The following is a 13,474-nucleotide window of genomic DNA, read 5'->3' as shown; positions in this document are numbered from 1 at the left end:
ATGGATCAGGAATAATAATGAACAGTGTAAAATGCAAAATGTAAATTGGAAGATGACGTATCTCTTTGCCTATGGCATTTACACTTTTTCATTTTGCCTTTTGATATTTTACTTACGCAAGGAGGCTAATTCATGAATCCCCTCGTCAAACTTCGAGATTGTGGACAGAGTCCCTGGTACGACTATATTCGCCGTGGTTTGATCACATCCGGTGATCTACAAGCGCTCATTGATCAAGACGGACTCATGGGAATGACTTCGAATCCTGCGATTTTTGAGAAGGCTATTGCCGGCAGTACCGATTATGATGCGGAGTTGCAGCAGGCGATTTCTGAACTAATTGGCATAAAAGAGATTTATGAGCGAGTGGCAATCAAAGATATTCAGGATGCGGCTGATGTCATGCAGGGCGTTTATGAACGTTCAAAGGGACGTGACGGGTACGTGAGTCTCGAGGTCTCGCCGGATTTAGCCTTTGACACTGAGCGCACCATTGAAGAAGCCGTTCGACTGCACAAAACCGTCGCCCGGAAGAATGTGATGATTAAGGTTCCCGGAACAGAAGAAGGCTTACCGGCTATTGAAGAACTGCTGTCACGAGGTATCAATATCAATGTCACCCTCTTGTTTAGCGTGAAGATGTATGAAGAGGTTGCATGGCGCTATATCCGTGGACTTGAACGTTTGGCAGTGAATAAAGGAGACGTGAGTCAGATTGCGTCAGTGGCCAGCTTTTTCGTAAGCCGAATCGACGGCCTCATCGATAAGCAACTTGAAGCCAAAATCAAAACGGAGTCACAAGCCAATCAGAAAGCTGCGATGGAGGGGCTTCTCGGGAAAGTGGCTATTGCCAATGCCAAACTGGCTTATAAGAAATTTGAGGAAATCTTTGCGAGTAAGGAATTTCAATCGTTGAAATCGAAAGGTGCACAGGTGCAGCGGGTCTTGTGGGCCAGCACGGGAACAAAGAATCCTAAGTATCCCGATACGCTGTATGTCGATCAACTGATTGGACAGGACACGGTGAATACGATGCCTGAAGCCACATTTGCGGCTTTTCGAGATCATGGCACTGTGAAGCCGACAATCCAAGAAGGGTTGGACGAGGCCAAGGCCACCATGCAGCAATTGGCTGATGTCGGGATTTCCATTGATGATGTGACAGATACCCTCCTGCGCGATGGCGCAAAATTATTTGTCGATGCCTTTGATCAATTAATGGGAGTGATTAGCCGCAAACGCGTCGAGGTGCTTGGCGATCATTTGGATCGAGTCACCTATGCCCTCGGGAAATGGCAGAGCCAAGTCGATGACACGCTCAAAGAAGTTCAAGCGAATGATCTCATTCGCCGTATTTGGGCCAAAGATCCGACCGTGTGGCATCAAAACCCTGAACATCAAAAGATCATTCGGCAAGCGTTGGGATGGTTGACCATTTCACACGAACAATTGCCTCATATCGCAAAGCTTCAAGAAGTCGCGAAAGACATCAAGGAGGCGGGATTTAAACATATTCTGCTCTTGGGCATGGGAGGCAGTAGCCTGTGTCCAGAAGTCTTACGAATGACCTATGGTGTGATTGCCGGGTATCCCGAGTTGCATGTGCTGGATAGTACCGTGCCTTCCCAAGTTCGAGCGTTTGAGCAACAGGTGGACTTGTCCAAGACGGTCTGTATTGTGGCGAGTAAATCCGGTTCGACGACGGAACCATTGGTATTCCAAAAATACTTCTTTGATCGTATGAAACAGGTCGTTGCTGAAAAGGCCGGCAAACATTTTATTGCCATCACCGATCCTGGCTCATTGCTTGAAGGTGTGGCGAAGCAATTGAACTTTCGACATATCCTCCCGGGCGTTCCGGAAATCGGCGGACGGTATTCGGCCCTTTCCAATTTTGGAATCGTCCCGGCCGCCCTGATGGGAGTCAACATTCAGGATTTTCTTTATCGGGCGGAACGCATGCGTCATTCCTGTGGAGCCTCCGTGCACGCGCAAGAAAATCCGGGGGTCCTGTTGGGAACCGCCTTAGGAACCTTAGCGAAAGCGGGGCGCGATAAACTCACGTTTGTCACCTCACCTGCCATTTGGGATCTCGGTGCCTGGCTCGAGCAGCTTGTAGCGGAGAGTACAGGGAAAGAAGGAACCGGAATTGTTCCCGTTGATGGAGAATCCTTGGCCGCTCCCGAAGTCTATGGACAAGACCGTGTCTTTGCCTACATCCGCTATTCAAAAGAACCGTGTTCGGCGCAAGATGCCAAAATGGCTGCGCTTGAAAAAGCCGGACACCCGATAATTCGTGTAGATCTCACCGACTTGATCAATGTCGGAGCGGAATTCTTCCTGTGGGAAATGGCGACAGCCGTGGCCGGGTCAATTCTTGGCATCAATGCCTTTGATCAACCCAATGTCCAAGAAAGTAAAGATTACACCAAAGGATATCTCGACGAATTCAAGAAAACAGGGAAACTCCAGGAAGCTAAACCGGTGCTGACAGATCAGGATTTAGAGGTCTACGCTGATGAGACGAATCACAAGGCCCTCAACGGAGCGGCCACATTTGATGACGTCATCGCGAATCATCTTTCCAGAGTAAAACCTGGAGACTATGTGGCCATCAATGCCTATGTTGAGCATACGGACGAAGCTCAAGAAATGTTTCAACGAATGCGAACAAAGATTCGTGACGCGAAACAAGTGGCCACGACCTTGGGCTATGGGCCGCGTTTTCTCCACTCGACAGGGCAATTACACAAAGGCGGACCTAATTCTGGAGTTTTCATTCAAGTGACGTGTGATGATGTCGAAGACCTCAACATTCCGGATGAACCGTATACATTTGGAGTGCTCAAAGCAGCCCAAGCATTAGGTGATCTAAAAAGTCTCACGGCCAAAGATCGACGCGTCATTCGCGTGCATATCGGTCGCGATGTGCAGAAGGGCTTAGCGCGGTTAGAACATGCGCTTGAAGCCAGTCTATGTGTGGGTAAGCGATAATTTGGTGGTGTTCGATCAGATGTTTACTATGAAGGATCTTGGGTTGAATTTTTGAGAGATCCGGTACGGTTCCATACGTCAAATTGAAGAGTGAAGGAAAAGCGTTATCGACGACGTTGTTTGGTAATGTCGAGTGCAGCGACGCGGTAAGCTTCGGCGAGGGTCGGGAAGTTGAAAATATTTTCGACAAAACTATCTATTTTGACGTCATGCAGCAACCCCATCTGGCCAATGTGAATGAGTTCGGTGGCGCCTTCTCCGACGATGTGGACGCCGAGCAGGTATTCGCCTTTTGGGTCAGCGACCATCTTTAAGAGTCCGATGGTCATTCCCGAAATTTGACCTCGTGCAATTTCATTGAATTTTCCCCGCCCAACAATCGCCCCTCCATATTTCTCGATCACTTCCTGTTCGCTCAGCCCGACGCTGGACATTTCCGGGATAGTGTAGATACCCATGGGAATGTTTTCAGGATTGACGCCTGGATCTAACCCTAACGCATGACAGACGGCTCGCCGTCCTTGTTCCATCGAGGAAGAGGCTAAGGATGGAGGGCCAATGACATCGCCTACCGCATAGATGTGCGGGATCGTTGTTTGGCATTGTGCATTCACGGGGATAAGTCCTCGATTAGTCGCCGAAAGCCCGGCGACTTCAATATTCAAATTCTTAATGTTGGCGATACGCCCGAGAGCAACCAGTAACTTTTCGCTTTGAATGGTTTTCCCATTTTTCAGTACCGTGACGACATTGGAGTAGCCGTCCCAGTGGGCTTCTTGAATCTTTTGGTCCCCCTGATACTCTCCTCCACTGTCCTGAAAAGCTCCACAAAATTCATCAGTGAGTTCTTTGTCCAGAAACCGAAGCGGACGGTCTGCCGAGTCAATCATTGTGACTTGGACGCCTAAGAGGGCAAAGATCGAGGCATATTCACTGGCGATGACGCCGCCTCCTAAGACCGTGAGGGATTTGGGAAGGTAGACGAGCGAGAGAATGGAATCGCTATCTAAAATATGTTCATGATCCACCGGAATGTTGTCTGGGACGCGAGGGCTTGATCCAGTTCCCACAACGATGAAATTAGCGCTCAGGATAATGGGTTTGCCGTCAATGCCCTGGATGGTAACTTCCCGATCAGAAAGAAATTTGGCGCGACCATGAAACCGATCAATATTATTCCGGTTGATCTGTTCGTTCATGAATGTGCTATGGGCATTGACGACATGGTTGAGCCGTTTCATGAGACTGGCGATTTTGATGTCGTCTCGCATTTTAAATTCAAAGACTTCGGTGGTTTGTTGAAACCGAATGATCTGTAGGGCACTTTCTCGTAGGGTTTTGCTAGGGATGGTTCCATGGTACACGCAGGAACCTCCCACTTCCCGATTCTGTTCGATAAGGGCGACGCGCTTTCCGGCTTTGGCCCCTTGGATGGCGGCTTTTTGGCCAGCCGGCCCGCTGCCGATTACGACGATGTCATAGTGGGTGTTGAGACTCATAAGATCATGCATTCCACACTGGCATGGATGGAGTCATGTAATGCCAGTAAGGCATCCATGTCTTCAGGATAGAAATTTAAATCTTGTATGACAGGTCGGGTTCGAAGAGTTTTTTCGTCCATGGATTGCGAGTTGAGGTGAAACGAGGCGATATGATCTGCCAGGCAGGTAATGATCGCGCCTTTGGTCGGAGAAGTGGCTTGGGCGTACGTGTGATCTTGATACAAAAGAATGGCCTCGCACACAGGTTCCGGGAGTTCCCAGCTTTTCGCGAGCGACGCCCCCAATTCCACATGACAGTCTTTCATGAGTTGCTCCATGATGGACCAGGGTATGGGGCTTTCATCGGTTTTTCGCATGCCGAGAATCGTATGCAGCACGACGGGTTTCCCAATACTATGGAGCAATCCGCAGAGAAAGGCGTTTTCGACGTTATGTCGAATTTTTCGAGCAATTTCTTTTCCATATAGACCTGTGGTCAAGGCATGGCGCCACAGGTCTTTAACCGGCTTTTCATAGCCTTTAATGTTGAAGATGCCTGATTGGACTGATATGGAAAATGCGATACCGGAGAGCATATTCAATCCAAGCCAGGCGATGGCTTGTTGCAATGAGACGATCGGAGATCGAGGAAGATACGCTGGTGAATTGGCAATTCGTAAGAGTTGGCCGGCTAAAGCTTGATCCTGCTGGATGAGTGTTGACAGTTTTGCGACATCGGCGTTGGGGTCACCTGAGACGGTTAACACCTGATTGGCCACTTGCGGCAACAGGGGGAGGTCCAGTTTGTCTCGTTCCAACTGATCAAGAATATGCCCCCGAAGTTTTTTCAGGATTTCTTCGTCTTTCTTTGTCTCGATGGACATAGGAGGAGTCATGTTTTCTCTTGTCGGTAAACCCAACCGAGCCCTTGAGAGTGCCAGATTGACATGACTTAATCGGAAACCATGGAAAATCTAAGGAAGAACGATGGAGGGAGTGCAAAGAGCAGGATCTTTCTTGCGTCATCTCAAGTGGTCGGTCAGTTTGACAGTAAGACGTTGTTTGAGTAGTATTTTTGTGTAAGACTTACACATGGAGGAGGAAATGCCTACAAACCTAGCTATTGAAGATGCTCTCTTAAAAAAGGCTCTTAGGGCTGGCGGTCTTCGCACCAAGAAAGAAACAGTGACGAAGGCATTGGAGGAATTCATTCAACGTCGCCAACAAAAGAAAATCTTAAGGGCCATGGGATCTATTGAGTTTCAGGACAATTGGGACTACAAGACAGACCGGCAGGATCGTGAATCTCGTCGTTGATACCTCAGTATGGTCGTTGGTCCTTCGTCGTCCTCGAGTAGACGAAGGCAACGTGTTTGTGCAGGCCTTTCGGTTTCACATTAACCAAGAAGATGGTGTGTTTTTAATCGGGAACATTCTTCAAGAACTTTTAGATGGGGTGAAAACTCTAGAAAATTTTCATCGTCTTATTAAACTGCTTGAGTCGTTTCCTCATCTTGTTCTGAATCGTGAGACCTATATTGAAGCCGCACAACTGAGGAATGCTTGTCGATCTAACGGCGTACAAGCCAGTCCTGTAGACTTTTTAATTGCCGCGGCTTGTATAAGCCATGGGTTTCCGATATTAACCGCCGACCGTGATTTTTCGAATATAGCCAAATACTCAGAATTGGTCGTCCTTCCCGCCGTTTCTTAATCCTCGTGAGAGAACCTGGGCACAATCCAAGAGGGGATACTTGTTGATGAAATGATGGAATGTGGTGAGCGGCATTCATGAAAAATACTTTGTTGCCTTTTTTCTATTTCTGCTTTCTTGACGTCTGAGACCCATCTGGCAGAATGTTTGACGATATTCGTTAGAAGGCTAAACAGCAATAGCCTCAAAAAGTGGACGCAACCCTTTATGAGGTCCGCTGTAGTATTCTTTGTATATGCTCCGAGTTGCGAGAACCGTCGTTGCCAAGGTGCCTCATCATCTTACTCAACGGGGCAACCGTCAGGAAGATATCTTTTTGACCGACGATGATCGTGAACTCTACCGGCGTGGTTGGTGAGGTATTGTCAGCAGCACGCCCTGGAGATCCTGGCCTATTGTCTGATGAGCAATCATCTTCATCTGGTGGCCGTTCCCGCCACCGAAGCCGCGCTTGAACGCGTCCTCAAGCCCTTACATATTGCGCTAAGCGCAACGCTTCAATCGACAACGGGGGTTCAAGGGCCATGTCTGCCAAGGGCGGTATTTTTCCGATCCGATGGCCGACACGTATCTGTGGGCCACGATCCGGAATGTAGAACGGAATCCGGTACGAGCTGGTCTGGTGCTCAAGGCCGAACGCTATCGCTGGTCCAGTGCCGCGGCGCATTGTCATATCCGAGAAGATCCGGTCCTTACGACCAAAGCGGGGTGGTGGGCCCAGTTCAATGCCATCGACGATTGGGCAAGCTGGTTAGCGGAAGGCGATGAGCCGGAGAAGCTGACCGTGATTCGACGCCATATCGAAAAAGGCTTGCCGTGTGGGAGCGAGCGTTTTCTCAAGAAGCTCGAATAGGGGGTCAATTCGCTTGTTTCATAATACTCTTATGGAGCTATCCGCTTCACTCAAGTATCGTGGGTCATCATCCAATACTCTGTCGACGGAAGCATGCTCGTTCTCAAAAAGTTGGGTGTCCGGAATGGTCTGTATCCCTTGACAGACAAGGATTTTGGAACCTACATGAAAAGTATTTTTGCAGGAAAATAGGAAGGGTTTCCCTGAGAGACTTAAGAAGGAAAACGCGAAAGCTGGCGCATCCAAGAGGATGAGATCTGCAACTATTGCTTGTCTGATTCTTCTCTGTTGTGTGACAAATGTTATCTGGACGGCCTTTCACCTCAATTGAGCGATTTTTCATGGCGAACTGCACCAAACTTTCGCGCCAGCGTTTTTGGCATCCCAAGGCCTTGGCACATCTCATCCATAAGAATCGCTCAACTTACGTTCGATAAATTTCCCGTCGATGGCCTATACGTAATACCACAATTTCTGACTCGACAAGATCAAAAATAATACGGTAATCCCCAACTCGAAACCGGTAAGATTCAAGTTGAGAATCCGTCAGTTTCTCGGCATGTTTGAGGGGGTCAGATTGAAATCGAAGGAGGGCGTTGTGAAGTCGGGTTTTTGTCGAGGCATCAATTTTTTTGAGATCTTTAAGTGCCCGATGGGTAATAAGATAGAGAAACGTCACTATCCAAACGCCTCTTTCAACGTCTTCACTTTCCTTTTTTTATATTGAGCTCTCGCTTCTCTGATGCTGACTAAATAGTCGGGTGAAGTCGAAGCTAAGAGGTCTTCTAGAAAAGCATCGCGTTGTTTTTTTTTCATTTGCTTGACAGCTTGAATAATAGTCTCTGGCTGCACTTGCATCATGACAGATGTAGACAAAACCAACCTCCCCACATGACAGGTGAGTAACATTGAAATCGTATGTTACAAGGCAGTGAGAGTCAACTAATGGGACTGACTAAATAGGGAGAGTAAATGCGCGCGATGCTCGATTTCGCTCGTTAGCCTACCTTCTCTACCTTCTCCCTTGCCGTCGCTCAGATCCCAACGCGACATCGTTGATCTTGACAGTTTGTTGCCGTCCACTCATTCCAGACACGGGATTCAGTCCTATTTGCCCGATCCCACGATAGTCCTGGTGGGAGGTCAACACGCTTGCTTCACAATCTATGGTTGACGCCTGTCATTATTGCCATTGTAGGTATAAAGCTCTATGGGATTGCGCGGAATCCCGCGAGTTACTTCTCTCGATACACTTCTCGTCTATGTCCCACGAATCCATGAAGCGCTTGAGTCTCGTGCCACCAGAAAGATTGCTTCCTGTTCTTCTTGCAGCACACCGGGAAACAACGATTGTTTGAAGGCCAGGAGTTCCAACATGTCATGTTCGATGGTGTGTTCGGCGATGAAATGGTAGCCCTGCACGGGTCGATATTGGCCCAATCGGTGGAACCGCCCGATGCGTTGTTTCAGGACGGCCGGATTCCAGGGAAGTCCACATTGCAAACGGCCGTGGCGTGTTGCAGGTTAAGGCTGACACCACCAGCATCGGTTGACAGGAAGATACGGCAGGCCGGATCTTCTCTAAATGTATGAAGCAGGTGGGGGGCGTTTTTTTCCGGGGATCCTTCCGTGAAAGAGCACGAACTGATGCCGACGGGCCTTGAACATGTGGGTCATACTGCTTGAGGAATCCGACACACTATTTACTGGTCTATTCAGTAATTCCTTATACCAGCCGCCACTTCCGGCCATCGGTTTCGATGAGCCGATCAGCTTCAATAGGTCCCCAGGTGCCGGCTGGATATTCGGGGAGCCATTTGGTTCCATGGTCTTCCCATCCTTTGAGGATATCGGTGACCCATGTCCAGGAGGCTTCGACTGCATCGCGTCGCATGAACAGCGAGGCATCTCCGGTCATGACATCCAAAAGGAGTCGTTCGTAGGCTTCTGGCGATGGAGCATCGAAGGCATCACCATATTTAAAGTTCATCTCCACGGGATGGGTTTTGGCTTTGCTGCCCGGACGTTTTGAAATAATGCGCAGGGCCATACCTTCTTCGGGTTGGATGTGGAGGGTGAGTAAGTTAGGGGCTTGTGGAATGCTGGGATTGGCATTAAAGAGGATTTGCGGAATGTCTTTAAACTGTACGGCGATTTCCGACGCTCGTTTAGGCATGGCTTTTCCGGTGCGGATGTAAAATGGAACACCAGCCCAGCGCCAATTTTCTACAAAAACTTTTAACGCCACATAGGTCTCAGTGGTCGAGTCAGGGCGAACTCCTTCTTCCCGCCGATAGCCAGGAAACTCTTTGTCATGAATGGTGCCATGGGCGTACTGCGCGCGGACGGTCATTTGTTCAACGTCCTGACCCCGGATTGGTCGAAGGCCGCGCAAGACATCCATTCTCACGTTGCGGACGACATCAGGATCAAGCGAATAGGGGGGTTCCATCGCAATCAGACACAGCAATTGCAAAATGTGGTTTTGGATCATATCACGCAACGCTCCGGCTTCTTCATAGTACGAGGCGCGGGTGCCAAGCGTTTCGGCTTCGCTGACGGTGAGTTGGATGTGATCGATATAACGATGGTTCCAGATTGGTTCAAAGATGGCATTGGCAAAGCGCATAACCATGATGTTCTGAACGGTTTCTTTTCCCAGATAGTGGTCGATACGATAGATCTGTGATTCGTCGAAAACTTGACCGGTAATCGCATTGATTTCTTTTGCCGATTCTAAGTCACGGCCGATGGGTTTTTCGACAATCACACGGGAATAGTGTGAAGGGTCATTAACATCGTAAATAAGTTCTGCCTGGTGCAAGCCTTCACAGGCTGGTTTGAACGTCGTCGGAGGGATGGCTAAATAAAAAATACGATTTCCCGGTAAATTGAATGTCGACTCAATCGTTTCCAGCCGGGACTTCATGGTGGTATAGGTCGCGGCATCATCAATTGGCCCATTCATATAAAACAAACGACGTTGAAAGTCCTTCCATTTTTCTTCGTCCAACGTTTGCCGTGAAAATTTCTCGATTCCCTCCCGAGCGATATCTCCGAATGCCTCGTCACTCATTTTCGTTCGTCCCCCCAGTCCAAGCACGGCATAATTCTCGGGGAGGAGACCGTCGAGCAACAGATTGTAGATCGCCGGTAACAGCTTACGACGGGTGAGATCTCCAGAGGCGCCGAAGATAATGAGTGTGCAGGGATCGGCGATAACGGATTGGGTTGTTCCAGGATTGTCTGACGTTTGTTGTCTTGGGGGAGTCGTTGGCATGATAGACCTTTGTGTTTAAGTGTCGAATGTCACAAATCGCTCATCCCCGCAAAAACGATAATAGGACAAGAGGATAGGATGAGGCCAGAGCCTATACGTGTGAACCAGTGGTCTTCACTGAAAGAAGACTGTACGTCATCAATGCAAAAATGGCCAGTGAAATGAGCTATTTTTCACCCTAATACGTCAGGGAGCTTCGGTCAATTTTTATTGTCGTGATTCTAGCGTTTCACGCTATGTCCGCCAAACGCATTTCGGAGCGCCGCGAGCATTTTTTCCGCAAACGATTCTTCTTGACGTGAACGAAAACGTGTAAACAGCGCTGTTGATAAGGTTGGGACAGGGACATCTTTTTCGATGGCATCCATGAGCATCCATCGGCCTTCTCCTGAATCTTGCACAAAGCCTTTGAGCTTTTCGAGTTTGGGATCTTCTTTCAGCGCGGAGGCTCCCAATTCTAAGAGCCATGAACGAATGACACTGCCTTGCATCCACAAGTCGGCAATTTGCGGAAGGTTGAGGTTGTAGGAACTCTTGGACATGAGTTCAAACCCTTCGGCATAGCTTTGCATCATGCTGTATTCGATGCCGTTATGGACCATTTTGACATAGTGTCCAGCTCCAGGGCCGCCCACATGTGCCCAACCGTTTGGTGGTGCGAGTGTCGTGAAAATGGGTTCGAGTCGGTTGACTGGCGCTTTTTCTCCTCCGACCATGAGGCAATAGCCGATCTGTAATCCCCAGATCCCTCCGCTTGTTCCGGCATCGACGTAGTGTAATCCTAAGGATTGAAGATGTGAGGCTCGACGAAGATCGTCATGAAATTTTGTGTTTCCGCCATCAATGATGGTGTCTTCACGATCCAAGAGTCCGGATACGGTTTCGATGGTTTCTTCGGTCGGAGCTCCTGAGGGAACCATGACCCAGACGGCACGAGGTGCTGAAAGTTTGGAGACCAGGTCTTCTAATGATGAGGCCCCTATGCATCCCTTTTCTTCTGCTTCTTTGACGAGGTTGGCGGCGCGATCATAGACGATGATGCGGTGGTCTTGCTGGCGAAGCCGCGTGACCATATTCATACCCATTTTGCCTAAGCCGATAAATCCAATTTCCATCGTGTTCCCTCCCTGGAATAGTAGAGCCGGTCTTCGTTTCTGTAATTGTGTGCCTGGTGAGCCAGTTATCTGTTACGGGTGGTTCGAGCAGATGACCGGCTTCGCCGTACAACGGTATGGGTGCCTTTTCGAGAATTCAATGCCAGATCAAGATTTGACGCCGCCGTAATCAGACCAAAATGCGTAAATGCTTGAGGGAAATTCCCCAGTTGTTCTCCTGTGTGGGAAACCTCTTCAGCATACAGACGGAGATGATTCGTATAGCTTAACATTTTTTCGAAAATAAGGCGCGCTTCGGTGAGTCGACCGGCTCTCGTCAAGGCTTCAACCAGCCAAAAGGTACATAAGCTGAAAGTGCCTTCTTCGCCTTCAAGTCCGTCAGACGCGGCTTTTCCAACTTCATATCGATAGACGAGACTTCCAAGAGCCAGTTGTTCTAACGTTCGATCAATCGTTGAAAGCATACGCGGGTCTGTTGGTGAGACGAAGAAGACGAGCGGCATGATGAGGTTGGACGCATCGAGGGCTTCACTACCATATGACTGCACAAACGCCCCGACTTTAGGATTCCAGCCTTTCTCCATGACATCGGTGTAGATGCGATCGCGTTCCGCCATCCATCGGGCCCGATTCCCTGGATAGCCTCGACTATCGGCAAGGCGAATTCCTCGATCAAGGGCAACCCAGCACATGACTTTTGAATAGACGAAATGTTTACGTCCGCCACGCACTTCCCAGATGCCTTCATCAGGCTGTTCCCAGTTTTCACAAACGTAGTCTAACAAACGACAGAGATTGACCCATAAATCATACGAGATGGGAGAGCCGTGTTTATTATAAAGATACACGGCATCCATGATCGTGCCGTAAATATCTAGCTGAAGCTGACTGGCTGCGGCATTGCCGATACGGACCGGACGTGAACCGCGATGTCCATCAAGGTGCGTCAGTTCTTCTTCAGCGAGATCCCGTCGTCCATCAATTCCATAAACAAGTTGGAGGGAGCCGTCTGGATTGAGTTCATGGCAGCGTGCGTTGAGCCAATCCATAAACCGAGCGGCTTCAACCGTGAATCCCAGACGAAGCAAGCCGTAGAGTGAAAAGGCGGCATCGCGTATCCAGGTATATCGGTAGTCCCAATTACGTGGGCCGCCAATGTGTTCAGGAAGACTTGTGGTCGGGGCGGCGACGATGGCTCCGGTTGGGGCGTAGGTGAGGAGTTTGAGCGTAAGCGCGGAACGATGCACCATTTCACGCCAACGGCCGTCATATTGACACTGTCCTAGCCATCGTTGCCAAAACGCCGATGTATTTTGAAAAGCTTCATCTCCAGTTTCGGGATTCGCCAGTAAATCGGTTTTCCCATTGTTTTCAGCAAATTCGAGAAAAAACGTGAGGCTTTCGCCTTGCTTGACCACGAATTCTTTGTAGGCCATTCCTTCTCGAACTTTTAGGGGAATGGGGCTGACGAGTCCAACGGTGCTGGTTGCTGTTCGAAAGATGGCACCTTTTCCAACGATTTCTGCCGTATGCGTATCGCGGCCATAATTGAACGCAGGCTCACATTCCAAACGGAATCGAACTTTCCCGCGAACAACCGACACCATTCGGATGATTTGATGCCGTCTTGGACGGTACCCGGGTTCGTCTGATTCCACCGGCATAAAATCGGTGAGCTCTCCGACGCCGTCGTCCTGTAGGAATCGCGTGAGTAAGATATTGGTTTCCGGCAGGTACATTTGGCGGGTATTGCCTTCCTGCACCGGAGCGATCTTGAAATGTCCGCCAGCTTTGTGGTCAAGGATGGATCCAAAAAGACTTGGAGAGTCAAAATGCGGGAGGCAGCACCAATCAATTGAGCCATCAAGACCGACGAGTGCGATCGTATGAAGATCTCCGATGATGCCGTAGTCGCCAATATTTTTGTAAGCCATGATATATCGATGCTCACTATAGCAGTGAAATTTTCAAAATACCATATATAGTGTGGTTCATTTTTTTTAGCACTATATTCAGGCGTCGCAATGAGGCCACTAG

General features: G+C 49.1%; 13 protein-coding genes. 4 read left to right on the top strand and 9 right to left on the bottom strand.

All coding sequences use genetic code 11. The annotated features are described in order from the left end of the window. Positions 1-132: 132 nt before the first annotated feature. On the top strand, positions 133-2,994 hold the full coding sequence (locus ACWQXP_RS12535; protein WP_454063212.1) for a bifunctional transaldolase/phosoglucose isomerase: 2,862 nt from the start codon (positions 133-135) through the stop codon (positions 2,992-2,994). A gap of 104 nt (positions 2,995-3,098) precedes the next feature. Here the strand turns inward: ACWQXP_RS12535 and sthA are convergent, their stop codons facing one another. Together sthA and ACWQXP_RS12525 are read right to left on the bottom strand one after the other, a co-directional pair. After that, a complete protein-coding gene (gene sthA / locus ACWQXP_RS12530; RefSeq protein WP_454063211.1) occupies positions 3,099-4,493 on the bottom strand; it encodes a Si-specific NAD(P)(+) transhydrogenase in 1,395 nt (464 codons plus the stop codon). Then, positions 4,490-5,371, bottom strand: coding sequence for an HDOD domain-containing protein (locus ACWQXP_RS12525; protein ID WP_454063210.1), 882 nt, complete (start codon positions 5,369-5,371; stop codon positions 4,490-4,492). The genes sthA and ACWQXP_RS12525 overlap by 4 nt, the downstream gene beginning before the upstream one ends. A 208-nt stretch (positions 5,372-5,579) precedes the next feature. On the opposite strand from ACWQXP_RS12525, the gene ACWQXP_RS12520 reads away from it, so the two are divergent. The 3 genes from ACWQXP_RS12520 (at position 5,580) to ACWQXP_RS12510 (ending at position 7,042) form a co-directional block, all read left to right on the top strand. Continuing rightward, the gene (locus ACWQXP_RS12520) at positions 5,580-5,792 is read left to right on the top strand and encodes a type II toxin-antitoxin system VapB family antitoxin (protein WP_454063209.1); all 213 of its coding nucleotides are present in this window, start codon (positions 5,580-5,582) and stop codon (positions 5,790-5,792) included. After that, entirely contained in the window at positions 5,776-6,189 is a 414-nt protein-coding gene (gene vapC, locus ACWQXP_RS12515) for a type II toxin-antitoxin system VapC family toxin (protein WP_454063208.1), read from the top strand. The genes ACWQXP_RS12520 and vapC overlap by 17 nt, the downstream gene beginning before the upstream one ends. A gap of 556 nt (positions 6,190-6,745) precedes the next feature. Further along, a complete protein-coding gene (locus ACWQXP_RS12510; RefSeq protein WP_454063207.1) occupies positions 6,746-7,042 on the top strand; it encodes a hypothetical protein in 297 nt (98 codons plus the stop codon). 424 nt (positions 7,043-7,466) lie between these two features. Here ACWQXP_RS12510 and ACWQXP_RS12505 read toward each other — a convergent pair whose 3' ends face one another. The 7 genes from ACWQXP_RS12505 to ACWQXP_RS12475 form a co-directional block, all read right to left on the bottom strand. Then, positions 7,467-7,721: a type II toxin-antitoxin system RelE family toxin gene (locus ACWQXP_RS12505; protein WP_454063206.1), complete on the bottom strand. Its 255-nt coding sequence runs from the start codon at positions 7,719-7,721 to the stop codon at positions 7,467-7,469. After that, the gene (locus ACWQXP_RS12500) at positions 7,721-7,918 is read right to left on the bottom strand and encodes a hypothetical protein (protein ID WP_454063205.1); all 198 of its coding nucleotides are present in this window, start codon (positions 7,916-7,918) and stop codon (positions 7,721-7,723) included. The genes ACWQXP_RS12505 and ACWQXP_RS12500 overlap by 1 nt, the downstream gene beginning before the upstream one ends. A 384-nt stretch (positions 7,919-8,302) precedes the next feature. After that, positions 8,303-8,545: a hypothetical protein gene (locus ACWQXP_RS12495; protein WP_454063204.1), complete on the bottom strand. Its 243-nt coding sequence runs from the start codon at positions 8,543-8,545 to the stop codon at positions 8,303-8,305. Then, entirely contained in the window at positions 8,509-8,640 is a 132-nt protein-coding gene (locus ACWQXP_RS12490) for a helicase-related protein (RefSeq protein WP_454063495.1), read from the bottom strand. The genes ACWQXP_RS12495 and ACWQXP_RS12490 overlap by 37 nt, the downstream gene beginning before the upstream one ends. 128 nt (positions 8,641-8,768) lie before the next feature. After that, positions 8,769-10,322: a glucose-6-phosphate dehydrogenase gene (gene zwf, locus ACWQXP_RS12485; protein ID WP_454063203.1), complete on the bottom strand. Its 1,554-nt coding sequence runs from the start codon at positions 10,320-10,322 to the stop codon at positions 8,769-8,771. Positions 10,323-10,543: 221 nt separating this feature from the next. Further along, the gene (gene gnd / locus ACWQXP_RS12480; RefSeq protein ID WP_454063202.1) at positions 10,544-11,437 is read right to left on the bottom strand and encodes a phosphogluconate dehydrogenase (NAD(+)-dependent, decarboxylating); all 894 of its coding nucleotides are present in this window, start codon (positions 11,435-11,437) and stop codon (positions 10,544-10,546) included. A 65-nt stretch (positions 11,438-11,502) separates the two neighbouring features. Continuing rightward, positions 11,503-13,371 (bottom strand): glycoside hydrolase family 15 protein, encoded by a 1,869-nt coding sequence (locus ACWQXP_RS12475; RefSeq protein ID WP_454063201.1) that lies wholly within the window; start codon positions 13,369-13,371, stop codon positions 11,503-11,505. Positions 13,372-13,474 lie beyond the last annotated feature (103 nt).

Source organism: Candidatus Nitrospira salsa (genome assembly GCF_965152625.1).
Note: the sequence above shows the minus strand (reverse complement) of the source record. Positions and strands in the feature narration are given on the sequence as shown.